Annotated in this window: 16 protein-coding genes and 1 riboswitch; of the genes, 8 read left to right on the forward strand and 8 right to left on the reverse strand. The window is 58.3% G+C overall.

Going from position 1 to position 25,974, the window contains the following annotated elements; genetic code table 11:
* The first annotated feature begins 108 nt into the window (after nt 1–108).
* The gene (locus HER32_RS08280) at nt 109–1,104 is read left to right on the forward strand and encodes an aspartate-semialdehyde dehydrogenase (protein WP_168681531.1); all 996 of its coding nucleotides are present in this window, start codon (nt 109–111) and stop codon (nt 1,102–1,104) included.
* A gap of 108 nt (nt 1,105–1,212) precedes the next feature.
* Here the strand turns inward: HER32_RS08280 and HER32_RS08285 are convergent, their stop codons facing one another.
* The 3 genes from HER32_RS08285 to HER32_RS08295 form a co-directional block, all read right to left on the reverse strand.
* Complete coding sequence (locus tag HER32_RS08285) at nt 1,213–1,968, reverse strand: alpha/beta fold hydrolase (RefSeq protein ID WP_168681532.1); 756 nt, start codon at nt 1,966–1,968, stop codon at nt 1,213–1,215.
* 127 nt (nt 1,969–2,095) lie between these two features.
* On the reverse strand, nt 2,096–5,557 hold the full coding sequence (locus HER32_RS08290) for a T9SS type A sorting domain-containing protein (protein WP_168681533.1): 3,462 nt from the start codon (nt 5,555–5,557) through the stop codon (nt 2,096–2,098).
* 380 nt (nt 5,558–5,937) lie between these two features.
* A complete protein-coding gene (locus HER32_RS08295; protein WP_149069514.1) occupies nt 5,938–6,471 on the reverse strand; it encodes a YceI family protein in 534 nt (177 codons plus the stop codon).
* 356 nt (nt 6,472–6,827) lie between these two features.
* Between HER32_RS08295 and HER32_RS08300 the strand changes: the two genes are divergently transcribed.
* A complete protein-coding gene (locus HER32_RS08300) occupies nt 6,828–10,262 on the forward strand; it encodes a PAS domain S-box protein (protein ID WP_168681534.1) in 3,435 nt (1,144 codons plus the stop codon).
* A 123-nt stretch (nt 10,263–10,385) separates the two neighbouring features.
* Here HER32_RS08300 and HER32_RS08305 read toward each other — a convergent pair whose 3' ends face one another.
* Nucleotides 10,386–11,924 (reverse strand): T9SS type A sorting domain-containing protein, encoded by a 1,539-nt coding sequence (locus HER32_RS08305; RefSeq protein WP_168681535.1) that lies wholly within the window; start codon nt 11,922–11,924, stop codon nt 10,386–10,388.
* 508 nt (nt 11,925–12,432) lie between these two features.
* Nucleotides 12,433–14,376, reverse strand: a complete 1,944-nt coding sequence (gene dxs, locus HER32_RS08310; RefSeq protein ID WP_149069517.1) for a 1-deoxy-D-xylulose-5-phosphate synthase — start codon at nt 14,374–14,376, stop codon at nt 12,433–12,435.
* 210 nt (nt 14,377–14,586) lie between these two features.
* Between dxs and HER32_RS08315 the strand changes: the two genes are divergently transcribed.
* Nucleotides 14,587–15,666, forward strand: a complete 1,080-nt coding sequence (locus HER32_RS08315; protein ID WP_168681536.1) for a YbhN family protein — start codon at nt 14,587–14,589, stop codon at nt 15,664–15,666.
* A gap of 18 nt (nt 15,667–15,684) precedes the next feature.
* On the opposite strand, the gene HER32_RS08320 is transcribed toward HER32_RS08315, so the two are convergent.
* Together HER32_RS08320 and HER32_RS08325 are read right to left on the reverse strand one after the other, a co-directional pair.
* Nucleotides 15,685–18,267, reverse strand: coding sequence for an erythromycin esterase family protein (locus tag HER32_RS08320; RefSeq protein WP_168681537.1), 2,583 nt, complete (start codon nt 18,265–18,267; stop codon nt 15,685–15,687).
* A 190-nt stretch (nt 18,268–18,457) separates the two neighbouring features.
* Nucleotides 18,458–18,874 carry a lipocalin family protein gene (locus HER32_RS08325; protein ID WP_149069520.1) on the reverse strand — a complete coding sequence of 139 codons (417 nt, stop codon included), beginning with the start codon at nt 18,872–18,874 and terminating at the stop codon, nt 18,458–18,460.
* 229 nt (nt 18,875–19,103) lie between these two features.
* Here HER32_RS08325 and HER32_RS08330 point away from each other — a divergent pair, with 229 nt between their 5' ends.
* From HER32_RS08330 to HER32_RS08350, 5 genes are all read left to right on the forward strand, one after another.
* Complete coding sequence (locus tag HER32_RS08330) at nt 19,104–19,394, forward strand: LysM peptidoglycan-binding domain-containing protein (RefSeq protein WP_149069521.1); 291 nt, start codon at nt 19,104–19,106, stop codon at nt 19,392–19,394.
* 349 nt (nt 19,395–19,743) lie between these two features.
* A riboswitch (SAM riboswitch) is annotated at nt 19,744–19,857 on the forward strand.
* A 374-nt stretch (nt 19,858–20,231) separates the two neighbouring features.
* A complete protein-coding gene (locus HER32_RS08335) occupies nt 20,232–21,614 on the forward strand; it encodes an O-acetylhomoserine aminocarboxypropyltransferase/cysteine synthase family protein (RefSeq protein ID WP_149069522.1) in 1,383 nt (460 codons plus the stop codon).
* Between the two features lie 222 nt (nt 21,615–21,836).
* Nucleotides 21,837–22,874, forward strand: a complete 1,038-nt coding sequence (gene metX / locus HER32_RS08340; RefSeq protein WP_168681538.1) for a homoserine O-acetyltransferase family protein — start codon at nt 21,837–21,839, stop codon at nt 22,872–22,874.
* Nucleotides 22,875–22,995: 121 nt separating this feature from the next.
* Nucleotides 22,996–23,862 carry a hypothetical protein gene (locus HER32_RS08345; protein ID WP_168681539.1) on the forward strand — a complete coding sequence of 289 codons (867 nt, stop codon included), beginning with the start codon at nt 22,996–22,998 and terminating at the stop codon, nt 23,860–23,862.
* A gap of 85 nt (nt 23,863–23,947) precedes the next feature.
* A complete protein-coding gene (locus HER32_RS08350; RefSeq protein ID WP_168681540.1) occupies nt 23,948–24,853 on the forward strand; it encodes an LD-carboxypeptidase in 906 nt (301 codons plus the stop codon).
* Nucleotides 24,854–24,929: 76 nt separating this feature from the next.
* Here the strand turns inward: HER32_RS08350 and HER32_RS08355 are convergent, their stop codons facing one another.
* Nucleotides 24,930–25,958: a M28 family peptidase gene (locus tag HER32_RS08355; RefSeq protein WP_168681541.1), complete on the reverse strand. Its 1,029-nt coding sequence runs from the start codon at nt 25,956–25,958 to the stop codon at nt 24,930–24,932.
* Nucleotides 25,959–25,974: the final 16 nt, after the last annotated feature.

The raw sequence follows: 25,974 nt of genomic DNA on the forward strand, positions 1-25,974 counted from the left end.
CGTTTAGGGTAGCAGATGCGTCGTTAGAAATCGGAGACGGGAGAAATATACCGAGAAATCAATCCGGATGCTAGTGTACATTTACACCCGATAAACCCTGTAAATCGTATGAAAGTAGCTGTCGTTGGCGCCACCGGCCTGGTCGGGGGTGAAATGCTGAAAGTACTGGCCGAGCGCCAGTTCCCCGTCACGGAATTGATTCCGGTGGCTTCCGAGAAATCGGTGGGTCAGGAAATCGAGTTCCAGGGCAAAAAATTCAAGGTGGTGAGCATGGACGACGCCATTGCGGCCCGTCCGGAGGTAGCCATTTTCTCGGCGGGCGGCACTACGTCCAAGGAGCATGCTCCCCGCTTTGCCGCCGTGGGTACCATAGTTATCGACAACTCTTCGGCCTGGCGCATGGACCCCACCAAGAAGCTGGTGGTGTCGGAAATCAACGCCAAAGACCTCACCCCCGAGGATAAAATCATTGCCAATCCCAATTGCTCTACCATTCAGATGGTGGTGGCCCTCAACCAGCTGCACGCCGCTTACAAAGTGCAGCGCATTGTGGTAAGCACCTACCAAAGCGTAACGGGCACTGGTAAAAAGGCTGTAGACCAGCTCCTGGAAGAGCGGGCCGGCCAAACGGCATCCAACCCGGCTTACCCCCATCGCATCGACCTGAACGTGCTGCCCCACATCGACGTGTTTGAGGATAACGGCTACACCAAGGAGGAGATGAAAATGGTGAAGGAAACCAAGAAAATTTTCGGCGACGACTCCATCCGCGTGACGGCCACCACCGTGCGGATTCCCGTAATGGGCGGCCACTCAGAATCCGTAAACGTGGAATTTGCCGAGGAATTTGACCTAGATGAGGTACGCGAGATTCTGCGCCGTACGGAAGGCGTGGAAGTGGTAGACGACGTGAAAAACAACGTATACCCCATGCCCAAAGACGCCCACGGCAAAGACGCCGTGCTGGTGGGCCGCCTCCGCCGCGACGAGTCTCAACCCCGCACCCTCAACATGTGGGTGGTGGCCGACAACCTGCGCAAAGGGGCCGCCACCAATGCCGTGCAGATTGCTGAGAAGATGCTTGAAATGGGGTTGCTGAAGTAAATCCTTATGCTGGTCTTACAAGCCCCGGAGCAACTGCTCTGGGGCTTTTTTGTGCTCGTGGGTGAGGTTGTGGCTGCACGAGCCTAACCTAGTAAGCCTAGGCCTTATTTACTCAAACACCACCCCGGCAAAGTCCACCACCGCCCGCCGCGTTAAGTCCGGCGCTTCAAAGTACCCCAGGTGCCCCACGTTATCGAGTAGTAGCGCGTGGCTTTGGGCCGGCAGCAGCAACTGGGGCAGCAGGCTGTCGATGGGAACGGCCACATCCTCCTTGCCCGCAATAAACAAGACTGGAAAGGCGGCTTCCCGTAGCACGTTGGTGCGGTCGGGCCGGTTTTTCATAGCCTCCAGCATACCTATTACGGTAGCCTCAGGAGTAGAACGGCCAATATCTTCCAGAAGCTGCTGGGGTTCCAGCATCCGCTCCCGGTTGGCAGGCGCAAACAGCGGCCGGATAAACGACTCCATAAACCGGGCTACGCCGTGACGGCGCACAAAGTCAATGTTCTTGTCGCGGTTGCCTTTCTTTTCCTCCGTGTCCGGCAGGGCCGTTGAGTGGAACAGCACCAAACCGGCTACCATTTCGGGGTAGCGCTCGGCAAAGGCCAATGCTACGTACCCGCCCATGCTGTGGCACACCAGCAAAACCCGTGGTACATTTTTCTGGCGCAACTGCCCAGCTACGTAGCGGGCCTGCGCCTCAATAGAGTAGTCGCGGATGTCGTGTACGTTGGTACCGTGTCCGGGCAGATTCAGGGTGAGCAGACGGTACTGATCGGGAAACTCGCGGGTAAACTCCGTCCACACTTCGCGCGACTCAGCAAAACCGTGGAGAAACAGAATAACAGGGGAAGAAGTAGACATAGCAGCAAAAACACGACAACGACGTGAGCCTGGTAATCCCAGGATTTGCCCGTAAAGGTAAAAGGCCACAGAAAAAGCCAGCCCCAAAGGGGACTGGCTTTTTCTGTGGCCTTTTACCTTTACGGGCTTACTTGCGGCTCAGCTTCAGCACCTGCTTTTGCGCGCCCTGCTGAACCGTGAGGTAATAAACTCCGGCCCCGAGTGCAGCACTTTGCGGCAGCGGAATCTCCTGCAGCCCTACCGTAGCCGTCTTTAGCGTACGAGTAAGCAGCGTCCGGCCCAGCACATCCTGCACGGTGCAGGTGATGGGGCTCTGGCCTACGCTGTAGATCTGCACCGTCACATCTTGCTCGAAGGGGTTGGGGAATACCGTTGCTTTGAAAGCCTGCGCCGTAGCAGGCAATTGCAGTGTCTTAGCATCCGAGAAGTTAGTTTCACCCGACACATCTACCTGGCGCAGGCGGTAATACACCGTGCTTCCGGGAGCCGCTACCACGCTGCCATCCACGAACTGGTAGGTAGTGCGGGCCAGCGTGTTGCCGGCCCCTTTCTGCTGCCCAATGGTACGGAAGTTTTTTCCGTCGAGGCTGCGCTCAATGGCGAAATAGTCGCTGTTTTTCTCCGAGGAAGTAACCCAGACCAGCTTAGCGCTGGTGCCGGTCCAGGTAGCCGTGAAGCTCACCAGTTCCACCGGCAGTGGTACACTCACCGTCACCTGCTTGGAGTTGGTGCAGGTACCGGTAGTGCCCGTCACGGTGTAGGTGGTGGTAGTGGTCGGGGTGGCTACCACAGTAGCACCAGTAGTAGAACTCAGGCCCGCAGCCGGCGACCAGCTATAAGTATTTGCTCCGCTGGCCGTGAGCGTGGCTGGGCTGGTACCCGAGGCCGGCGTTACCACGATGGTAGGCACCGGATTAACGGTAACCGTGACCGTGGATGTGTTGGTGCAACCGCTGGCGTTAGTCCCAGTCACAGTGTAGATGGTGGTGGTAGTCGGCGAAGCAAATACCGACGAGCCAGAGGTAGCGCTCAGCCCCGTGCTGGGCGACCAAGTGTAGGTTGAAGCGCCCAGGGCGTTCAGCACAGTACCGTTGCCTTCGCAGATTTCGGGGGAAACAGCCGTAGCGCTTACAGTCGGCAGCGGGTTTACCGTGAAGGTGAGGGTCTGAGTTGTTGAGTTACAGGTAGCCGTTCTGCCAATTACCGTGTACACGTACGTGGTGGCGGTGGAAGCCGTAGGCGTTACGGAAAGGGTGTTGCCCGTTTCAGCCAGGGTAGTTGCAGCGGCGCTTCCAATCTTTTGCGTCCAGGTATAGGAAGTAGCGCCACCGCTGGTTGTCGCCAGCGTAAGAGGCGTGCCGGAGCAGGTAGCGCCAGAGGCCGGGCCACCCGTTATAGCCGTAATGGTAGGCGTGGGGTTCACTGTGATGGTGCGCTGCTGGGCAGCGGAGGAGCAGTTGGCGTTGCTGGCTACCAGTGAGTATACCGTCGTGGCCGAGGGCGTCACCGTAATGGCAGCCGTCGTGCCGGCCGAAGTCGTCACCCCATCCGTTGTGGCCGTCCAAGCATAGGAGGTGGCATTGGTGGCCGTGGCCGTCAGCGTCACCTGCGTGCCGGAGCAGACAGTTTGCGAGGGACTAATGACAATGGTATTGATAACCGGCGTGGGGTTCACCGTGATGGTCGTCTGCTGGGCAGCAGAAGAGCAGTTAGCAGCCGACCGGCCGATTACAGAATACGTGGTCGTAGCCGAGGGCGTCACGCTGATCGAAGCCGTCGTAGACGAGATGGAGGAAGTTACGCCGTTGGTCGTAGCCGTCCAGGTGTAGGTTGCCGCTCCGCTTGTCGTCAGCGTCACCTGCGTGCCGGAACACACCGTCGAAGATGGGCTAACCGTAATCGGCGTAAGAGTCGGCGTGGGGTTCACCGTGATGGTCGTCTGCTGAGCAGCCGAGGAGCAGCTGGCGTTGCTGGCTACTAGCGAGTATACCGTCGTGGCTGAGGGCGTCACCGTAATGGCAGCCGTTGTGCCGGCCGAAGTCGTTACCCCGTTGGTCGTGGCAGTCCAAGCGTAGGAAGTAGCGTTAGTGGCCGTAGCCGTCAGCGTCACCTGCGTGCCGGAGCACACCGTCGAAGAAGGGCTGACAGCAATGTTCGTGATAACCGGCGTCTGGTTGACCGTGATGGTCGTCTGCTGAGCGGCGGAGGTACAGTTGCCCGTTGCCGACTTGCCTGTCACAGAATACGTGGTAGTAGCCGAAGGCGTCACATTGATTGACGCAGTGGTGAAGGAAAGCGTTGAGGTTACCCCACCCGTTGTAGCTGTCCAAGTGTAGGTTGCCACGTTGGTACCTGTGGTAGACAAGGTTACCTGAGTGCCAGAGCAGACCGTAGACGAAGGGCTAACCGTGATGGGCGTAATCGTAGGCGGTGTTACTACTGTTATGGTAACGTTGCGCGTGAGCGTCTGACCGCATACTACAGACGTAACAGTATACTGCGTGGTAACGGAGGGAGAAGCGGTTACGGTGGCGCCGGTGGTGGCACTTAGGCCCGTAGCCGGCGACCAGGTGAAGGTAGCGCCCGTGATGTTAGAAGAAGCGGTGAGAAGCGTAGAGCCCGTGCCGCAGGTGGTAGCCGAGGTAGGCGTTACGCTCAGCGTAGGCGCCGATGTCACCGTTACCGTCACATCCTTGGTCTGGGCATCGGTGCAGGTGGTGCCGCTGTAGGTTACCCGGTAGGTGGTAGTAGCCGTAGGGCTTACGGTAATGGCAGCCCCGGTGCCCACGGTGGTTCCAGTGGCCGGAATCGTCCAGGTGTACGTGCCGCCGGTAAGGTTTGAAGCGGCCGTGAGGGTAGTCGGGCTACCGGCACAAATGCCGGGCGCTGCGGGCGTTACCGTGAGGGTGGGCACCACCAGCGTAATCTGCTGGGTGGCAGTGCCGCAGCTGGCCGTGTTGGTCGTAACGGTGTAGGTAGAAGTAACAGTGGGCGTTACATTAAGCGTACCGGTCGTGTTCGACTGGGTAGTGATGCCGGGACCCGAGAAGGTATACACGGCCTGGGTAGCTGGGGGCACTGGCACCCCGCCGGTGGCCGTGAGCGTGGTGGTAGTACCCGAGCAAATGGTGGTAACGTTGTTGGTGGCGCTAAGTCGGAGCGAAGGCGTCACCGTAATTTCCGCACGCGTTACCTTCACCAAGTTACACAAGGTAGTGGTAGAGGTAATGCGGTAGAGAGTAGTAGTGCTGGGCGTTACAGTAATGCTATTCTGCACCCCGGCCGGCACGTTGGAGTAAGATTGTATGGTCGTAGTCTGGGTGCTGCCATTCACGGTGGTTTCAGCCTGGACTACAATGTTAGCCTCTGAATCCGGGTTAAACGTCAGCGTTACCGCCCCGCCGTTAGCCGTAGTAGGACAGGTAGTGGTAGTGGCCGAGCCGGTACCGTTGTTTACCGTAAGCGTGGCCGTACCGGTAGTGGTGGGATAAATCAGGTCCAGCTTTCCCGAACACTGGCCATAGCTGGTGCTTAGGCCTGCCCATAGCAACAGGCTCAGCAAACTCAAAAGGGAGTACCAGTTTTTCATAATGTATTTTTTTTAAGTGTCAGACTGCTAACGAAGTGGTAAGGGCACAGCGCAGAAACCTGTCCACAAATATACAAAATTTACTTCAATACTTCATAATTCACGATTGTCTGCCATTGCAGCATAACAGGTAGTTAAGCCGAAAATCAACTCGTATTTTGGTTACATTATATTAGAATAACACAAATCATACCTTGCGTGGGCCCAGGTACAGCTATGGGCACCTACCTTTGTTTTTCACTTTCTGAACGCGCTTTTACGGCGGTGCTTACGCCACAGATAGGCAACTTGGCGCCTTTGATATTCGTATAAGCCGCGCACGCCGCAAAAAAAAGACCCTCGGGGCCCGGGAGTCTTTTTTTTGCGGCGTGCGCGGCTTACTAGGCTTGCTTGGCAAACTGCACATTGGCAAACAGCTTTACCTCGTCGCCCACCACAATGGCGCCGGCTTCGGTAATCCCGTCCCAAGTAAGGCCAAACTCTTTGCGGCTGATCTTACCGCTCACCTCAAAACCGGCTTTCTGGTTGCCGTAAAAATCGGTAGCCGAGCCGCCGTACTCCACCTGCAAAGTAACGGGCTTCGTGGTGCCTCGCAGCGTGAGGTTGCCCAACAGCTGGTACTCCCCTTCCCCGGTTTTCTGCATCGAAGTAGATTCGAAAATGAGCTGAGGGTACGACTCTGCGTCGAAAAAATCCCCCGACTTCAAGTGTTGGTCACGTTGCTCCTGGTTGGTATCAATGCTGCTGATATCGGCCGTGAAACGAACCTTAGCCGTTGCAAAGTCATCCTCCTCGGTTTCAGCTTCCCCGGCAAACTGCTTAAACGAGCCCGTAACCGTAGAAATGACGAGGTGTTTTACCTTGAACTGAACTTCAGTGTGTGTGGGGTCGATAACCCATTTGGTAGTAGCCATGGTGCTGAAAGGAAAAAGTGAGGGTAGACGAAGAAAATAACCTACGCGCTGGGTGGCAGAGTAGTAGAACAAAGATATGAATAATGTACCTACATACGTGTACATACATCTATTTATTTTTTGTCTACCGCTCCCGCAGTGTAGTTGCCCAGGTTTGGAAGCTGCTAGGCTTCCCCCAACAAAGCATAGTCCGGCCTTTTTTAGAAATCCCATCGGCGGCTTCTAGTATATAGCGTGGCAAGTAGTACCTTACTTCTTGGGACTCACACCTACCCCATTCGTTTACCCGCCCGCTCTATTCGTCCGTGAATGCACCGCCTATAATACCAGCTGATTCCTGGCAACGGGATTTTGCTTTGCTGGAAGAAGTATTTGATGCCGTCGTTGTGCTCAACTCCGCCGGGCAGCTTACGTGGATAAATGCGGGTTTTCAGCAGCTGTTTGGGTTTACGGCACCCCAGCAGGTCCCCGATTTGCTTATCAGTGCGCTGGCTGGTACCGGCACCACCCCGGAAGTGTTCCGGCAGCAGCTGGCTACGGCCCGGCGCCTGCGCTACGAAGCGCCGTTCCAGCAGGCTAGTGGCGCCCTCCGCTGGATGCGTCTGCAAGTGCAGCCCCTGCCGGCAAGCCACGGGTCGGAGGACTTGTTTGTGGGTCTGCTCGAAGATATTGCCGAGTGGAAAGATATGCTACTGGAGCGGGAAGAGCGGTTCCGCTACCTCACCGAACACATTCCGGGCGTACTCTTTCAGTGGCGTGAGCTGAGCCCCGAACAATTTGGCCTCAGCTACATCAGCCCCCAGCTTGCCAATATCTTTGGCCTGCTGCCCGAGCAGGTGTACCATCTGGTTGATTTTCTGCATCCAGAGGACCGCCCCGGCTGGCATAAAGCCCTGCGCCAGGTACGCCGCCTGGGCGGCGAATGGTCGTTTGAGGGGCGCCTGCTGGTACCCGGACAGCCCATGCGCTGGTGCCGGGGCAGCGCCGTTTGCTCGCCGTCTGCCACCCACGGCCGCCTCTACAGCGGCATTCTGCTGGACGTAACCGACCTAAAAAACGCCGAGGAAACCGTGCAGGCCAACGAGCAGCGCTGGCGTTCGGCCATTGAGCGGTTCGGCGACGGCGCCTGGGAGTTCAACTACCAAACCGGGGAGGATTACTTCTCGGAAGCGTACCGCACCATGCTGGGCTACAGCGAGGAGGAGTTTGCTAAACTCCCTACCTGGCAGCACCACGTGCACCCCGACGACCAGCCCCTGAGCCTGGAAGCGGCCAACGCCTACCTGCGCGGCGAAACGCCCCTTTATTCGGTAGAGCGCCGCCTGCTTTGCAAGGATGGCTCGTATAAATGGGTGCTCACGCGCGGCATCATCACCAAGCGCGACGCCCAGGGCGAACCGCTCATCATGACGGGGGTACATACTGATATATCAGCCGTGAAGCAGGCCACGGCGGCCCTGGAGGCCAGCACCCTGCGCCTGTATACTACTATTTCCAACTTCCAGGAGGGCATTCTGCTGGAAGATGAGCACCGGCGCGTGGTGCTGGCCAATGAGGCCGTATGCCGCATTTTTCGGCTGGAAGCCACGGCCGAGCAGCTGGTTGGCTACGATACCTCCCTGTTGGGCCAGGATATCCAGCACCGGTTTCTGCAGCCCGAAGCATTCCTGGCCCGCTACACGGCCATTGTGCAAAGCCGCCAGCTGGTTACCGGGGAGCTGTTTGTGCTGGATGACGGCCGCACCCTGCAGTGTGACTTCGCGCCCATCTTCGTAGAAAGCCGCTACATCGGTCACCTTTGGAAGTTTGAGGACATTACCGAGCGCAAAAACAACGAGGACATGCTGCGCCGGCGGGAGGAGAAATACCGAGGCATCATCGAAAACATGAACCTGGGCCTTGTAGAAATGGACCTCGATCTGCGGGTAACCTACGTCAACCAAGCATTCTGCGACATCACCGACTACTCCCGGGAGGAATTTGAGGCTCAGCCCGTGATGATGTACATGCTTAGCCCCACGGATCTGGAGATGATGCGCCAGAAAGACCGGCGCCGGCAGCTGGGCGAATCGGAAACCTACGAGCTGGTGATTACCAGCAAAACCGGCGACACCAAATGGCTCCTGGTGAGTGCGGCACCCCTCTACGGCGACGACCGCAAGGTATTCGGCACCATTGGCATCACCCTCGACATCACCCACCAAAAGCGCCTGGAAAACCATCTGCGCGCCGCCAAAGACCAGGCCGAGGACTCGGCCCGGGCCAAAGAGCTGTTTCTGGCCAACATGAGCCACGAAATCCGGACGCCCATGAACGCCATTCTGGGCATGGGCCAGCTGCTGGCCAAAACGCCCCTCAACGCCGAGCAGCAGAACTACCTGCACGCCATTGCCACCTCCGGCGAAAACCTGCTGGTTATTCTGAACGATATCCTCGATTTGTCGAAAATCGGGGCTAGCCAGCTCTTGATTGAGCGCATCGGGTTCAGCGCCGTGACCTTGTTGAAGCAGGTGGAAAAAAGCCTGCACTTCCGGGCCGAAGAAAAGGGCCTCAGCTTTGGCGTAGTGGCCGACGACCAGTTGCCGCCCGTGCTGCTGGGCGACCCGTACCGCATCACGCAGGTGCTGCTGAACCTGGCTGGCAACGCCATCAAGTTCACGGAAAAAGGCGCCGTAGCCATCCGGTGCGAATTGCTGGACGCCACCGATACGGATGTGCTGCTGCGCTTTGTGGTAGCTGATACGGGTATTGGCATCGACGCCGACTACCTAGTGGATATCTTCAATGAGTTCAGCCAGGAAGACTCTTCCGTGACGCGCAAGTTTGGCGGTACGGGCCTGGGTTTGAGCATTAGTCGCCGGCTGGTAAACCTGATGGGCGGAGAAATTGAAATCGACAGCCAGAAGCACCAGGGCACGCGCAGCCAGTTTACGTTGCGCCTAGCCATTGGTACGGCCGCCGATCTGCCCCAGAAAACGCTGATTACCTCGGCCACCCGGGAAAGACTGCGGGGCCAGCGGGTGCTGCTCGTGGAAGACAACCACTTCAACCGGCAGATTGCCAAAGGCTTCCTGCAAAACTCCGGCCTGGTGGTAGTGGAAGCCGAGAATGGGGCCGCCGCCGTGGAGCTGGCCCGCGACCACGCCTTCGATGCGATTCTGATGGACGTGCAGATGCCGATTATGAACGGGCTGGAAGCGACGGCCTATTTGCGGCACCAGCTGGGCCTTGTCACGCCCATTATTGCCCTCACGGCCAATGCCATTAAAGGAGAGCGGGAGAAATGCCTGAAAGCGGGCATGAACGACTACCTGGCCAAGCCTTTCCAGGAAGAAGAGCTATTGAAGCTCCTGTGCCTTTGGACCCTTGGCGAAAGCACCCTGGAACCAGGCCCGGCACCGGCTACGGCTCTGGCGCCCACCCCGGCCCCGGCTTTGTATAACCTCGACATTGTGCACAAAATCGGGCAGGGCGACGCCTCCTTTACCGTGCTTATGTTGGAGTCTTTTATCGAAAGCTGCCAGGAAGCCATTACGGAGCTGGAAGCGGCCGTTGCCGCCCAAAGCTCGGATGCTATGCGCGCCGCCACCCACAAGCTCAAGCCCAGCCTGGAGCACCTGGAAGTGTTTCGCCTGCTGCCCACCGTGCAGGAGCTGGACGTCTGGCGCCAGCCCTTCGACGCAGCCGTGCTGCTACCACGAATTTCGGAAACTGTGGCCGGGCTCGAAGAGCTCATCACCCACATGCAGCAGGAGCTGCACACGCTGCAGGCCGAGCTGGGGACGGAGTAAAAATTCGTTACTGAAGCCCCACAGGCATTTTTGCTCTTTACTACTGGTGAGGCGAGAAAACAGGCAGTCACAAAAAAAGCCAGACCGGTAGGCCTGGCTTTTTTGTGGTAGGAGAAAGAAAGACTAGCGACGACGCACCTTTAGCATCTGCTGCTGCTCGCCCTGGCGCACGGACAAGTAGTAAAGGCCGGGGGCCAGACTCGAAAGACGGGAAACTTCGTATACGCTCACGCCAGCCTTGGTGCTCAAAGTCTGTGTGAGCAGCAACTTGCCCATCATATCATATACCCGTACCAGAGCCGTACCGGTAGCGGCCTCACCCAACGACACTTTTAACGTCTGTTCGAAAGGGTTGGGATAAGCCGTTACCTGCAAAGGGCGGCCGCTAACGGGTACTTGCACCGTGCTAACATCAGATAAGGCAGCCGTTCCGTTTCGGTCAACCTGCTTGAGGCGGTAGTAAAGCCGGGCGAAAGGAGCCTTGGCCATGGCTTCATCGACGTAGCTGTAATCGGTGCGGGCTACCGTGGAGCCGGCCCCGCTACGCTTGCCCACCGCCACAAAGGTCTGCCCATCTATACTGCGCTGCACCTCAAAGTAATGGTTGTCGCGCTCGGAGGCCGTAGCCCAAACTATTCTGGGGCCCGCGGCGCTCCACACGGCTTTAAAGCCAGTGAGTTCAACGGGCAGCGTGCCAGTCACAGTAATGGTGAGGTTCTGTGTACTGGTGCAGTTGCCAGCGGCCGTAGTACCCGTCACCGCGTACGTAGTCGTGCGCTGGGGGGTCACCGTGATGGAGCTGGTGGTGGTAGGCAGCGTAGTGGTGGTAGCCCCTATCGTAGCCGTCCACGTGTAGGTAGAACCAGAGGCGCCATTGGCGGCCGCAAGTGTCACCGACTGGGGAGTATCGCGGCTGATGGTGTTATCGGCATCGTTGGAAGTCAGGGACAGGCTGTTGGCATTGACTGTAATGGAGCCTTGCGCCGCGCCGCTGGAGCAACTCGGAATAGCCCCTCTGACGGTGTACGTAGTGGTAACACTGGGTGTAACCGTAAATGAAACCGTTCCGCCGGTGGTAGAAGTTGCTGTGGCCACCGTAGTACCGGCCGCATTTACAAGCGTATACGAAGAGTTGGCCACCAGATTGTTGGCCGATATTGTAACCGGCGTACCGGGGCAAACAGCCCCCACGGCATTGGATGCTACTGTAATCTGGTTGGTGGCTACATTGATAGTCTGCACCGTGTTGTTACCGCAGGTAGTGGTATTGGCGCGCACGTAGTAGTTGGTGCTAGTGGTCGGAACAACATCTGCAAACGCATCCGTAGAAGATTTCAGAATGGTCTCGGTACCACTGGCGTTGATGGTGTAGAACGTGTAGATGGTACCAGCCGGCGGGGTCTCGCCGTTCACGGCGGCCGTCAACCGCACCGTGGTATTGGGGCAAACGGTACCACTAACGGTAGAGCCGCTTTGCGAAGCCGTCAGGCTCAGAACCGGGCTAGAACTGAAGGCTATTACGTCGAACTTATCGTTGGAGCAACTGGTAAGACGGCTGGTAAGCTGATACGTGCGGCCGGAGGAAGCAGTAGGCAGCGTAAACGTGACCGTGTTTGTATTAGCCGTGGCAACGAGGTTGTCGAGCGTCGCCGTTTGTAACACTGGCCCAAGCGTAACCGTGAAATTCCCACCGTTACCGCTGCCCTGCGGCACAGCAATACCCGCAGCATCCCGGAGTTCAAAAATTGATTCTCCAGTCTGGGCTTCCAGCGTAATGATAACACGATTGGAAGTGGAAGATGATGTGCCTGGACAGTAAGTGAAACTTCCCAGGTTGGTACCATTGGTTACCTTCTGCCCGGTAACAGAATTGGGGGCAACCAACGAAAAGTTGGAGGAACACTGTGCCAGTGCACCATGAATAGTGCCACCCAGAAGCAGAACCACCAAGAAAGTGAGGTTGTAGAAAATCTTCATGCGAAGGGTTATCTGGTAATTAAGAGAACTGTGTTCCGCACATGAACGGTTAAGCTCCTCGTACTGGTTCACTATTCCATAGTTTATTTTGAATACATTATTATTCCAATCACCAAAGGCATTATTTCACGCAAGGGACTTGTCCTTTTACCAGAACATCAAATTATAAGGAAACCATTCAGGGGCATCCCTGCTAGACCAGGGTGGGTTCAGGCCTTGTGGTTGCTTCTACCTTTCCCGCCATTTCGCGCAGGGCGGCAGCAATACCGTCGGCGTCGAAACCGCATTCTTTGTAGAGCTCATCCTGGGTGCCGTGCTCTACAATCCGGTCGGGGATGCCGAGACGCTTTACGGGGAGGCTGTAGCCGTGGTCGGCCAGGAACTCCAGCACAGCCGCGCCAAATCCTCCTTGCAGGCAGCCATCTTCTACCGTCACAATGGCTTTGTACTGGCGCGCAATGGCATGGAGCATTTCCTCATCCAGGGGCTTGCAGAAGCGCAAGTCGTAGTGCCCGGGGTTGAGTCCTTCTGCTACCAGCTTCTGGGTGGCTTTTACGGCGTAGTTGCCAATGTGCCCAATGCTGAGCACCGCCACTCCCTGGCCTTCGCGCACTACGCGGCCGGTGCCAATGGCCAGTCTCTTCAGAGGCTTGCGCCACTCCGGCATCACGCCTTCGCCGCGCGGGTAGCGGAGGCTGAAGGGGCCGGCGTTTTCAGGCAGCGTAGCGGTATACATCAGGTTGCGCAGTTCCTCCTCGTTCATGGGAGCGGCCACTACCATGTTGGGGATGCAGCGCATGTAGGCCAGGTCGTAGCAGCCGTGGTGGGTAGGACCATCGGCTCCGGCAAAGCCGGCGCGGTCGAGGCAGAACACCACGTGCAGGTTTTGCAGGGCTACATCGTGCACTACCTGGTCGTAGGCCCGCTGCATGAAGGAAGAGTAGATGTTGCAGAAGGGTATTAGCCCCTGCGTAGCCAGCCCCGCCGAAAACGTGACGGCGTGCTGTTCAGCAATGCCCACATCGAAGGCGCGGTCGGGCATGGCCTTCATCATGATGTTCAGCGACGAGCCCGAGGGCATTGCCGGCGTCACGCCCATGATCTTGTCGTTCTGCTCGGCCAGCTCCACCAACGTGTGCCCAAATACATCCTGGTACTTGGGCGGCTGGGGTTTGTCGGGGACTTTCTTGTATATCTCCCCCGTGATTTTGTCGAACAAGCCGGGGGCGTGCCACAGGGTCTGGTCTTTCTCGGCCAGCGCGTAGCCTTTGCCTTTCACCGTCACGCAGTGCAGCAGCTTGGGGCCGGGAATGCTCTTCAGGTCGTGCAGAATGGTAGCCAGGTGCTGCACGTCGTGGCCATCCACGGGGCCGAAGTAGCGGAAGTTAAGGGCTTCAAACAGGTTGCCTTGCTTGAGTAGCGTGGCTTTCATGGCCTGCTCCACGCGGCGGGCTATCTGCTGAGGATTGGGGCCGAACTTGCTGAGCTTGCCCAGCACATTCCATAACTCGTCGCGCACCTTGTTGTAGGTGCGGGAGGTAGTAATATCGGTGAGGTATTCCTTGAGCGCGCCCACGTTGGGGTCGATGCTCATGCAGTTGTCGTTGAGGATAACGAGCAGGTTGGACTTTTCTACCCCCGCATGGTTGAGGGCCTCGAAGGCCATACCCGCCGTCATAGCGCCGTCGCCGATGACGGCAATGTGCTGGCGGTCGAACTCCTTTTTATAGTCGGAAGCCACGGCCATGCCCAGCGCGGCTCCAATGCTGGTGCTGCTGTGGCCCACGCCAAAGGCGTCATAAGGACTTTCACTGCGCTTCGGGAAACCCGACATGCCGTGGTAGCGGCGATTGGTGGGGAACTGGTCGCGGCGGCCGGTCAGGATTTTGTGGCCGTAGGCCTGGTGGCCCACATCCCAGACCAGCTGGTCGTAGGGCGTATTGAACACGTAGTGCAGCGCGACAGTCAGCTCCACCACGCCCAGGGAAGCCCCAAAGTGGCCTCCGTAGATGGATACCGAATCGATGATAAATTGCCGCAGCTCCTGGCTTACCTGCACCAACTGGTCGGGGCTCAGCTTTTTAAGGTCGTCGGGCGAGTTTATAGCGGCCAACAAGGCACCAGGTTCAACAATCATCTTCGGAAATAAAGTAGGGACGAAACTGACGAGACAACAGGGAGTTAAGCCGAAAGGTTGGCCGCTTCTTTTACCCCGGTGCCACGTAGTGGCCAAAGGTACGAGTTTTCCCTACTACCGGTTGAGCCGGAACGACATTCCTGCCCGCACGTACGCCTCCTTACTGGGGCCGATTAATGGCTACCTTTGTGCATACTTTTCGCTTCGCTTATGCCCGTAACGCAGCCCACCCAGGAACAGCAACTGCTCGACAAGCTCCGGCCTTCGCGCATTGTGCTGCCCGTGCTGCTGGGCCTGAGCGTGGTGGGCTTTATGTTCTGGCGCAGCTACAAGCCCGGCGACTTGGCCCCGCTGGCCAACGCCAGTCCGCTGTGGCTGCTGGTCACCCTGCTGGTGCTGGTGGCCCGCGACGCCGGCTACGTGTACCGCATCCGCCACATTTCGGAGCGGGTGCTCAGCTGGCGCGCTTCGCTGGACGTGATTATGATCTGGGAGTTTTCCTCGTGCATTCTGCCCTCGGCGGTGGGCGGCACGTCGGTGGCGCCGTTCCTGCTCAACAAAGAAGGCATCACGCTGGGCAAGTCGTTGGCCTACGTGATGGTAACGGCCCTGCTCGACAACCTCTACTATGTGGTGATGGTGCCGCTGGTGGTGTGGCTGGCGCACGAGGGCCTGTACCCCGATGAGAACCTGAACAGCGGCTTTATGACCACGCTGAAGGTGGCCTTTGGGCTCAGCTACGTGATGGTAACAGCCTACTCCGTGCTCATGCTGTACGCGCTGTTCATCAACCCCTTGTCGGTGAAGCGTGTACTGGTGCGACTGTTTTCCTTGCGCATCCTCCGCCGCTGGCGCCCGAAGGCCTACCAGCACGCCAACGAGATGGTGTGGGCCTCTACCCAGATCCGGGGAAATGGGGCAGGCTACTGGCTGCGGGCGGTGCTCAGCACCGTGTTCGTGTGGACGGCGCGCTACTTGGTTATTGGCTGCCTGATTGCGGCTTTCGTGCCCACCACGCCCAGTGAATTCACCATGATGTTTGCCCGCAACATCACATACAAAGTTATCCTGCTAGTGGCCATTACGCCGGGCGGAGCGGGCATTGCGGAAGGCGCATTTCCCACGTTCTTCGGCAAGTTCATCGGCACACCTACCATGACCAACTTTATCGTGCTGCTTTACCGCATCGTCACGTACTACTTGTATTTGGTATTAGGAGCCGTGTTTCTACCCCGCTGGATTACGCGCGTATTCGGGCGGCGGCCCGAGCCCGGCAGCCTGGGCCTGTAGCTTTAGTTTCTTACTCCTTTACTTCTTGGTGGCTTCCAGCTCCGGGGCCAGTTCGGCGGGTAAGGGACGCTGATAAGTTCGCCAAAACTCGGGGCGGTACGGGGTATGCTGCAACTGCACGTGTACCATCTCGGCAGCTCGGGGGGCAAGCTTCGGGTTCAGGGGCAAGACTGCGGTACCCGCGGGTAGGCTAGTAAAGTACTCCTCCCCGCTGCCTTGGTAGTAGAAAGGCCTCCCTCCCAGCCGGCGGCCGATGGCCAAACTCTGAGACACGCTGACGGCAGTGTGGTAGCGGCCGTTGCTTCCCTTTTCATAGAGCACAATATTGGCCGACCGGTTCTCGGAGAAGACTTCGGTATAGAGCCGGGAAATCTGATTGTTGCGGCCGTAGTATTTGCGGGAAACAGAGTTATAACGGACGGTATCAAACTGCCACAAGGCCTCGTAGCGTACCACGGCATAATCATCCTGGCGTACATAGACCTTGCCCGAGTAGCTTTTTTCCAGGTAGGTACCCGTGCTGCGGTGGGTAGCGCGCTTCACGGCAAAATTGATAACGTACACCGTAGCTCCGGCATATTGCTGGATGGTATCCAGGCGCAACACGTACTTGCCTAGCGTAGCCGACTTGAACAGCGGGGACGTCCGGACGGGGTCAGTTGTTTCGGCCCCACTCCCGATGGGTAACCCTACGGGCCTGGTAGAGTCAGCTGGCTGAATGACCAGGTGCTTTTCCTGAACCCGGCGCTTAGTGAAGGGCCCGGCCATCAGAAAGCCGCCATCCCGATGACGGTACCCGGCCGGCTCGAACAACTGGCTTGTATACTCCAGCTCGGTCTGCACCGTGTCGAAGTTGCTGATGCGGCGGTGCGTGTACACCTGCGCCAGGTAATCCTGCTGCTCGTAGTTGGTTTCGGCCGCCTGAATCACCTTTTTCATGATGCGCTTTGGATCCTGGGACTGGGCACTTACCCGCACATTGGCCAGGGCAAAAGCGGCCGGCACCAGGTGGAGCGTGAGCTTACCCGCAGGTTGCGCCGCCAGGATGAGTGCCTCGTACCCAATGCTGCTTACCTGCACCAGCTCACCCCGCCGCACTTCCAGCCGGAAGCTCCCCTGCGCATTAGCCGTTACTCCTGCACTCCGGGCGGGCACGGCTACCGTTGCAAACGGCACCGGCCGGCCCGTTTTGCGGTCGAGCACCGTACCATTAAGCGTCAGGGCAGCCCCCGTTTTCCCAATAGGCCGAGCCGCCGGGTTCAGGCGGCCAGGAGCAACTGGAACTTCGCTGGGTTTTGCCGGGGTTTCGGCTGGCTCCGCCGCTACGGCCGGCGCGGCCCCGTGCGGCGGGTTCACCGACTTCAGGAACAGGAACCCATCCACTACTTCACTCCACGGGCCGGTTTGGGGCTTGTATTCGAAGGCATAGGTGGTCAGCACTTTGCCGGGCGCATCGTGCTTCAGGCTCACGAAAGCGTATTCCTGGCCCGTGGCCAGCAGCTCGGCTTCCAGAGTGCCCGCGGCCGGCACTGGTACGGTTTGGTAGCCGCCCATGCCCAAAAAGCCATGGGTGCCGCCACCGGCCAGCGTGCCCAGCACATACACAGCATCTTCACCCAGAGCAGCTTTCACGGCCCGGCCCATGGGCTTATAGGTTTTGATTTCCGCATCGTCGAGCTTTTCCACCTTGTTCGACAGATGCGGCAGGGCACCCCAGCAGACTACTTTTTCCTGCGGGTGCTGGCGCAGATACCACAGCAGGTTGGCGGCCATCTGCGCATCACGGGGGTTGCTGTCGGTGGCTTTAAACTCGGTGGAGTCCTTCACGCCGGGGTCGTTGGCGGCATAGTCGTGGGCGGCGGCCTGCAGGCTCCGCAGATTCTGGAGCCAGAAGGTGGCCCGTTCCCGCCGTTTGGCATCGGAGCCAGCCGCCACTTTTTCCAACAAACGGCGGGCTTTGCCCAGCTGCAGATCGAAGAGCTGGATCTGGTGAGACGGCGGAAACAGAAAATGCTCCCCCATCATGCTCAGGCACTCGTCGAGGTAGTCGTAGGCAATGCCATCGGCTCCTTTTTCGGGTTTGAGCAGATTTTCCAGCTCTTCCAGCAGTTCCTCCTGGTAAGCTCCGCTCAGCTGGTAGTCGAACCCGGCTACTTTTAGTTTACCGGGCCCTAGCAGCGGTAGCACCTCCCGAAATTCGCGGGTGCTGGTCCACACGCCAAACACGCTGTTGTCGATGGCTTCAGCGGCCGAAGTACCGGCCTCCATAGCCCGCTGAGCTCTATCAAGCTCATAAAAGCCACTTTCAAAAGCCACCGTGGTGAAGCCCAAGCGCGCCTGCAGAAACTGTAGCAGCCGGACTTTGGCCTCAAACACGTTGCCTTCGCCGTGGGTGGGCTCCCCCAGCATAACTACCCGGGCGCCGCCTATTTCCTGGCGCAAAAATTCCAGGTCACCGAAGTCGGTATCTGTAGGACTAATGCTGCGAATGGGGTGCGCAGCCATTGCCGAGCTGGCGGGAACAGTTTGCGCTCCGCAAATCGTGGCAATGGTACTACACAGCAAGGTTAGCAGCCAGCGGTAGAGGTAATGATTGGGCATAGAAGGCCAGGGAATAAAAGCTAATGCGCCGTAAGCTACCAAGTGGTGCCGAGTTGGCTTGCTTAGGTGAGCCATCCGACGGGGTAAAAGCTGCATGGCGCACGGCCATATATCAAAAAAGCCCTTCCGCACGAGGCAGAAGGGCTTTTTCGAGTTTTTCAGACTGCTTTTTTAAACCTGGCAGCAAAGGTTATTCTTTTTCGAGGCGCAGCTCGGCCCCCGCGGGGCTCTTCAGCGTAAGCTTGTCGTCGGTCAAGGTTACTACGTCAAAGGTGTTGCTTTGGGCACCGCCATCGGGCGTCATCGTGATTTTATTGGTTCCCTGGTCGAAAGTGTATTTGCCGGCCGTGCTGCCCGCGGGCGAGGCCATGTTGTACTGACCGTTGGCGTAGAACGTAATTCGTTCGTCTTCCTGGGCATCCGTCTGGGCTACTTTGTCGCCAGTGGCGCTCAGCTCCTTGTCGGTTTTCCAGACTTTGCTGTCGGTGCCGTAGAGCATGTTTACGCCCTCAACTTTGCCTTCTTTGCTACCACAGGACGAGGCAAACAAGGCGACCAGCACCAGCAAAGCGGCCAGGTAGCGGAATGGGTTGGTTTGATTTTTCATCGGAAAGAATAGGGAGTTGGTGAACGGAGAGAGTTCAGGGTAAGCAGCTAACTGGCACTATATAGCCAACCAGCCACTTGTGCCCCTCTTACGGCGCAGGTGCAGAAGATGTTTGCGCCCACTCGGTACAAAAACTAATTGCCCCGATCGGCGTATGAAAGCGCAACCCTGCAGGCATCTCCCTGATAGCCGGTTACTTCTCCCTACACCTTTAAACTTTCGCACCACCATGGGACTATTTGATTTCCTTTCCGACAAAGGCGAAAAAAAGCCAGTTACTCCCGTAACGAACCCCGCTCCCGCTGGCAATACTGATTTCTTCGGCAACGCCAACCAAACTACCGCAGCTACCGGTGACACCTACACCGTAGTTAGCGGCGACTCGCTCTCGAAAATTGCCAAGCACCACTACGGTGACGCTGCCAAATGGCACCAGATCTACGATGCCAACAAAGCCACTATTGGCGCCAACCCCGACCACATTGAGGTAGGCCAAGTGCTAACGCTGCCTAAGCTGTAAGCCAGAAGCCATCCTGTTAATATCCAAAAAAGCCACGCCCCGAAGCGTGGCTTTTTTGTTGGTTTTTCGTGCTAAACCAGCATTAGTTTTAACCGCTAACGCTTGAATCAGCTACGTTTACCTTCCCCTGCCAATTAGCTTTTTCGCACTACCCGCACTTTCCTAACAGCTAATATCATCTTACTATTTATTGAATATCAAGTAGTTGTTTGTTGACAACAAAGCAAACCATCGTCTTTCCGATTTTTAAGAAAAAAATCCAGAGGCTATTGCATATGTCAAATTCATGGCTATACCTTTGCAATACCAACCCGGTACTCCCCCGCTCGCGGCGGGGTAGTTTTCATAGGATTTATACAGAAGCGGCGAGAGAACAGGCTCCGTGACCCGCTGGCAACCTTCGACCGCGCGAAAGGTGCCAATTCCTGCCCGACCAGCCTTACGGCGGCGGGGCATATAACCTTCGAGTACCATGGAAAACTCCTTCGCTTTCGCCTCTACCTTCCCCACCGCTCCGGCTGCTGCCTTACTTGCCGCTCAGCCCTGGGGTTTCCGCGTGGCGCCCTTTGGCCCAACTACCGAGCGAATGCGAATGCGCCCCTGTTGCGGCGCGTGTTGTTGCTGTTGCTAGCCTCCCGGCCTCAGCTTTCCCCCTGCCCTGCACAGCCCAGTGTTGCCGCTTTTCAACGCACTGTGGCAGTATCGCCTAACCTGACCCGCTGTTAATCAGCCGCTTTTCAGATTCGATACGGGTTCGGCTACGTGTCTTCGTAGCCCGTTTTTTCCCTGCTTTCTCTCCCGGTTTCTTTTCCCTCCGCCTTCAAATCAGCCACAACTATGTCCACGCAAAGCCTCCAGTTCGAAACGCTCCAACTCCACGCCGGCCAGCAGCCCGACCCCACCACCGGTGCCCGCGCCGTGCCGCTGTACCAGACCACCAGCTACGTATTCAAAAATGCCGAACACGGTGCCAATCTGTTTGCCCTGAAGGAGTTCGGCAACATCTACACCCGGTTGATGAACCCTACCACCGACGTGTTTGAGCAGCGCGTTGCGGCGCTGGAGGGCGGAGTAGCGGCGCTGGCCGTTTCCTCGGGGCAGGCGGCCCAGTTTATTGCGCTTAATAACATTCTGCAGGCCGGCGACAACTTCGTCTCTACCTCCTTCCTGTACGGCGGCACCTATAACCAGTTTAAAGTAGCCTTCAAGCGTCTGGGCATTGAAGTGCGCTTTGCCGATGGCGACAAAGCCGAAAGCTTCGAGGCGCTGATTGACGAGAATACCAAGGCCCTGTACTTGGAAACCATCGGCAACCCCAGCTTTAACGTGCCGGACTTTGAAGCCATTGCCGCCATTGCGCAGAAGCACGACCTGCCACTCATCGTGGACAATACCTTTGGGGCGGGCGGCTACCTGTTCCGGCCCCTGGAGCACGGCGCCCACATTGTGGTAGAATCGGCCACGAAATGGATTGGCGGCCACGGCACCTCCATTGGCGGGGTGATTGTGGATGGCGGCAAGTACGACTTCGGCAACGGCAAGTACCCCCAGTTTACGGAGCCCTCGGAGGGCTACCACGGCCTGGTGTTCAATGACGTATTCGGCAAGAACGGCCCCTTTGGCAACATTGCCTTCATCATCCGGGCCCGGGTAGAAGGCCTGCGCGACTTTGGTCCCTCGCAAAGCCCTTTCAATGCCTGGCAGCTACTCATTGGCCTCGAAACCCTGAGCCTGCGCGTAGAGCGTACCGTAGAAAATGCGCTGAAGATTGCCGAGTGGCTGGAGCAGCACCCGCAGGTAGAAGCCGTGAACTACCCTGGTCTGAAAAGCAGCCCTTACCATGGCCTGGCCCAGAAATATCTGAAGCGCGGCTACGGCGGGGTGCTCACCTTTGCCATCAAAGGCTCCAAGGAAACGGCTACGCAGTTTATCGACAGCCTGAAACTCATTAGCCACCTGGCCAACGTAGGTGACGCCAAAACGCTGATCATCCAGCCCTCGGCTACCACGCACCAGCAGCTCTCCGAAACCGAGCAGCAGGCCGCAGGCGTGACGCCCACGCTGCTCCGCCTGTCAGTGGGCATCGAGCACTTCGACGACATCCGCGCTGATCTGGCCCAGGCGTTTGAGGCGGTGAAGAATGCCGCGCCCCTGGAAAGTGCCGACAGCACGCTGCTGCCAGAGCCCGAAACGGAGCACGCGGCTCCACTGGAGGTCTAAGTCTATTTACAGGAAGAAGCCCGGCTGCCCGAATAGAGCAGCCGGGCTTTGGCCTTTTCTGCCGCAGTACCGGCACACAAGCCGCAACCCCGCGTACCGGCCGGCTTCTTTACCCCGGCTCGGGCTGAATTGGCAGTTCGCAACCGCAGGTGGTGGGTAAGCTACTTACCTTCGGCACTTGCTGGTTCAGCCCCCGGCTGGGGCTTTTTGTTACCGTCGTATATGACCTCCCAACCACACCTATATACTCTTCCTCATCCGCTGCCGCTGGAAAGCGGAGCACTTCTTCCCCACGTTCAGATAGCCTACCATACCTACGGCCGCCTGAACGCTGAAGGCACGAACGTCATTTGGGTGTGCCACGCCCTGACCGCCAACTCCGATGTGCTGGCTTGGTGGCCCGGCTTGTTTGGCCCAGGCTGCTACTACAATGCCGAGGAGCATTTCATTGTGTGCGCCAATATTCTGGGTTCCTGCTACGGCAGTACGGGCCCACTAAATGCCCGCACCCCGGGAGAAGGGCCGTGGTACCAGGCGTTTCCGCTGCTTACCGTTCGCGACTTGGTGGCGGCCCACGAGCAGCTTCGGCAGCACCTGGGCATCCGGCACATTCACACCCTGATTGGGGGGTCGATGGGCGGGCAGCAGGCCTTGGAATGGGCCGTGCAGCAACCTTCCCTGTTCAGCAACCTAGTGGTGCTGGCCACCAATGCGCGGCACTCGCCCTGGGGTATAGCCTTTAATGAGGCGCAGCGCTTGGCCATCTTCGCCGATGCCACCTATCACACGGCCTCGCCTACGGGTGGGGCAGCGGGACTACGGGCAGCCCGGGCCACGGCCCTGCTCAGCTACCGCAGCTACCAGGCCTACGGCCAAACGCAAGCCGAACCCACCGACGATCAACTAACCGATTTTCGGGCCAGCGCCTACCAGCAGTATCAGGGCGACAAGCTGGTGGCACGCTTTAACGCCTATACCTATGTGGCCCTGTCGCGCACCATGGATACGCACCACCTGGGCCGGGGGCGGGGTGGAGAGTTAGGCCCGGTGCTGGCCGGCATCCAGGCGCGCACGCTGGTTATCGGCATTAGCTCCGACGTGCTGTTTCCGCCCGCCGAACAGCAGCTACTCGCCCGCCATATTCCCGGGGCGATGTACGCGGAAATGGACTCGGGCTTTGGCCACGACGGCTTCCTGATTGAAACCGCGCAAATCACCCAGCTTCTGGAGCAGTTCCACGTGCGCACCGCCGTGTATTAACCGGCAGCTTAAGATTTTACCAAGCCAGCTCTGCGGTCCACCTGCTCAGCCTGGCACCTGCCTTGCGTATGCCGCAGAAGGCATATATTCGCTTGCGAACCCGCCCTCGCAAGCCCCGCCCATGCTACCGCTCCTTACGGCTCCCCTGCTGAGTCTGCTGACCAGTTGGCTGCCCTTATTCGGAAAACCCGACCCCACCGTGAAGACTGACTTCCGGCAGATGGTGGCGGCGGAGGTAGCCTTCGCGGCTTATGGCAGTCAGCACAGCGTGCAGGATGCTTTCAGCCGCTACCTGAGCACCGCCTGGATGTTCGGCGGCGGCGCTTTTCAGACGGGCGCTGCCCTCTACGGCAATCAGCCCGAACAGCCCGGCCGCATCTTGTGGCGCCCTACGTACGCGGATATTTCGGCCTCCGGCGACCTGGGCTTTACCACCGGCCCCTGGGAGTTGCGGCCCGGCGGCGCCAATGAGAAGCCCGTTGCTTTTGGCGACTTTGTAACCGTTTGGCAGAAAGGCAGCAACGGTACCTGGCAAGCTATTTACGATGGGGGCATCTCCCATATGGCTTACACCACTGCTCCTAAGGCAGCCTGGCCCACTACTTACCCCGTAAAGCGGCCGGCAACAGCCGATACTGCTCAAGCCCGGCTCGGCCTGATAGCCGCAGAGCAAGCCCTGGTGCAACGCGCCCGATTAAGCCTGCGCCAAGCCTATAAGCCCGTACTGGGCCCTACACAAGAGCTCCGTCTTTTGCGCGAGGGGCAGCTTCCTTACGTAGGAAACGGCGCCCGGGCACTGGTTGAGACCTCGCCCAAGGCCGTGCAGCTTACGCCCCTGCGCACGGGCGTTTCGGCCGCTGGCGACTTTGGCTACACCCTGGGCTACCAGGAAAGCAAACCCGAGCGGGGCTTTTTCCTGCACGTTTGGCGCCGAAGCTCAGACCGTTGGCTGCTGGTGCTGGAAGTGCTGAGCCCTGATGCGGTGTAGCTGCTGCCAGGGCCAAGGGCAGTGCTTTACGGAAATAGAAATACTGCCTTACACCAGACGTCGGGGTTTCTCCTAGTTTTGCCTTATGTCCGCTATTGCTCCTTCTCCACTTCGCTCCGGCGACCAAGTTGCCATTGTCTGCACGGCCCGCAAAGCCTCCCACGAAGAACTGGCGGCGGCCGTAGCTACCCTCGAGGGCTGGGGACTGCGCGTGGTTTTAGGGGAATCGACGAATGTGGCCCACCACCAGTTTGGCGGCGACGATGCGCTACGCCGCCGCGACTTGCAGCAGCAGCTCGATAACCCCGCCATCCAGGCCATCTTCGTGGCGCGCGGCGGATATGGCACCCCGCGAATTATCGACCAGATTGACTTTTCACGGTTCGGCGACTCCCCAAAATGGCTGGCTGGCTTTTCGGATATTACCACCCTCAACTGCCACCTGTTGCGACTGGGCTACCAGAGCATTCATGGAGTGATGCCCTTGCTGTTTCACCAGGAAGGCGGGGCCGAGTCGCTGGACAGCCTGCGCCGGTCCCTGTTTGGCGAGGTCTTGCCCTACGCATTACCGGCCCATCCACTCAACCAGCTCGGTGAAGCGACGGGGGAGCTGGTTGGTGGCAACCTGAGTTTGCTCCAAACCCTCACTGGTACGGCTTCCGATGTGACTACCGCCGGCCGCATCCTGTTCCTGGAAGACATCGACGAATACCTGTACGCCATCGACCGGATGCTGGTGCACCTGGACCGAACCGGCAAGCTGCGCAACCTGGCCGGGCTGCTGGTAGGGCACTTCACCAACCCGCAGGACAATACCACGCCCTACGGGCAGACGCCCAACGAAATCATCCAGCAGTACGCCGCGAAATATGGCTTTCCGGTGGCGCACGGCTTCCCGGTAGGCCACGAGGCCCACAACCTAGCCTTAATTGTGGGCCGGGAAGCCCGCCTTACTGTATCGGCCGAAGGGGCCCGGGTAGCTTACGTATAGGCAGCAGTTGCAGCACGCCGCGGCTAGCACACAAGGGCCGGCTTCCCTGGACGCCTATTAATGAGGCAGGGCAGTATTATTCGCCGTACAGCACCTGCACGAGCGTCTGGCCCACCGCCTTCAGCGTGCGGCGGTCAATGACACTCATATTGTCCTGGGTGGTGTGGTGGTAAGCGGGGAAGGTTTCATCACCAAACGGGAGGGTATCGATAATATCGATGGTAGGCACCCCAGCCTGGTTGGTGTAGACGTGGTCATCGGTGATGCCGCCCATATCCTTGAACAGGAAAAAGTCGGAGTAGCCTAATTGGGCGGCCGTGTCCCAAACCTTTCCTACGATGGGCAAAGCATATTGGCGGGAAAGCTGTTCACGGCTGAACTTGCCATTTTTGGCGCCTACCATATCCAGCAAAACGCCATAGCTGGCTTTGTAGCCCACGGGCAGCACGTTTTGAGCCCAGTACTGGGAGCCCAGGCACCAGCTGTCTTTGCCCAGGGCTTCCAGCTGATTGGTCAGGTTTCCCTGGGTGGTGTCGTCGTGACCGTAGTCTTCGGCATCGAAGAGAATAAAGTCTACGCCGACCTTGGGCTGGAGACTGTCGGGCTGGGCAGCCAGTACCCGGGCCATTTCCAGGGCCACCCCTACCCCGCTGGCCCCATCACAGGCCCCATCAAGCGGTGCGTTCTTGTGCTCTTTGTCTTTGTCAGCGAAGGGGCGCGTGTCCCAGTGCGAGAAAATGGCCACGCGTCGGGTCGCCTGGGGGTTAAACTGGGCAATGATATTGCGCGACTTCAGCATCTTGCCATCAAAAGCCATGGCTTCGAATGGCTGCTCCCGCACCGTGAGGCCATACTTCTTGAATTCCCGCACTAGCCAGTCGCCGGTATTTACGTGGGCCTTCGAGTTGGGCACCCGGGGCCCGAAAGCCACTTGGCGTGCCACGTAAGCATAGGCTGAGTCGGCATTGAAGACGGGAGCCTTGGCCAGCTTATGCTCCTGCACCCCGGTAGTCGACTCAGTGGTTTTCTTTTCATCCCGGCACCCGGCGGCAAACAGCAAAGCAGCCAATGCAAAGGAAGCGAAACGAGGAAGTCGGTAGTTCATAGCAGCGGGAAAGTCA

The organism is Hymenobacter sp. BT18 (genome assembly GCF_012273015.1).
In the GTDB taxonomy this organism is placed as follows: Bacteria; Bacteroidota; Bacteroidia; order Cytophagales; family Hymenobacteraceae; genus Hymenobacter; species Hymenobacter lutimineralis.

Excerpts from the sequence above, each read along its gene's own strand:
- dxs (WP_149069517.1), bottom strand. The coding sequence starts at position 14,376 with ATGATTGTTGAACCTGGTGCCTTGTTGGCCGCTATAAACTCGCCCGAC.
- metX (WP_168681538.1), top strand. The coding sequence starts at position 21,837 with ATGACCTCCCAACCACACCTATATACTCTTCCTCATCCGCTGCCGCTG.
- HER32_RS08285 (WP_168681532.1), bottom strand. The coding sequence starts at position 1,968 with ATGTCTACTTCTTCCCCTGTTATTCTGTTTCTCCACGGTTTTGCTGAG.
- HER32_RS08330 (WP_149069521.1), top strand. The coding sequence starts at position 19,104 with ATGGGACTATTTGATTTCCTTTCCGACAAAGGCGAAAAAAAGCCAGTT.
- HER32_RS08280 (WP_168681531.1), top strand. The coding sequence starts at position 109 with ATGAAAGTAGCTGTCGTTGGCGCCACCGGCCTGGTCGGGGGTGAAATG.
- HER32_RS08345 (WP_168681539.1), top strand. The coding sequence starts at position 22,996 with ATGCTACCGCTCCTTACGGCTCCCCTGCTGAGTCTGCTGACCAGTTGG.
- HER32_RS08355 (WP_168681541.1), bottom strand. The coding sequence starts at position 25,958 with ATGAACTACCGACTTCCTCGTTTCGCTTCCTTTGCATTGGCTGCTTTG.
- HER32_RS08335 (WP_149069522.1), top strand. The coding sequence starts at position 20,232 with ATGTCCACGCAAAGCCTCCAGTTCGAAACGCTCCAACTCCACGCCGGC.
- HER32_RS08350 (WP_168681540.1), top strand. The coding sequence starts at position 23,948 with ATGTCCGCTATTGCTCCTTCTCCACTTCGCTCCGGCGACCAAGTTGCC.
- HER32_RS08315 (WP_168681536.1), top strand. The coding sequence starts at position 14,587 with ATGCCCGTAACGCAGCCCACCCAGGAACAGCAACTGCTCGACAAGCTC.
- HER32_RS08290 (WP_168681533.1), bottom strand. The coding sequence starts at position 5,557 with ATGAAAAACTGGTACTCCCTTTTGAGTTTGCTGAGCCTGTTGCTATGG.
- HER32_RS08325 (WP_149069520.1), bottom strand. The coding sequence starts at position 18,874 with ATGAAAAATCAAACCAACCCATTCCGCTACCTGGCCGCTTTGCTGGTG.
- HER32_RS08320 (WP_168681537.1), bottom strand. The coding sequence starts at position 18,267 with ATGCCCAATCATTACCTCTACCGCTGGCTGCTAACCTTGCTGTGTAGT.
- HER32_RS08295 (WP_149069514.1), bottom strand. The coding sequence starts at position 6,471 with ATGGCTACTACCAAATGGGTTATCGACCCCACACACACTGAAGTTCAG.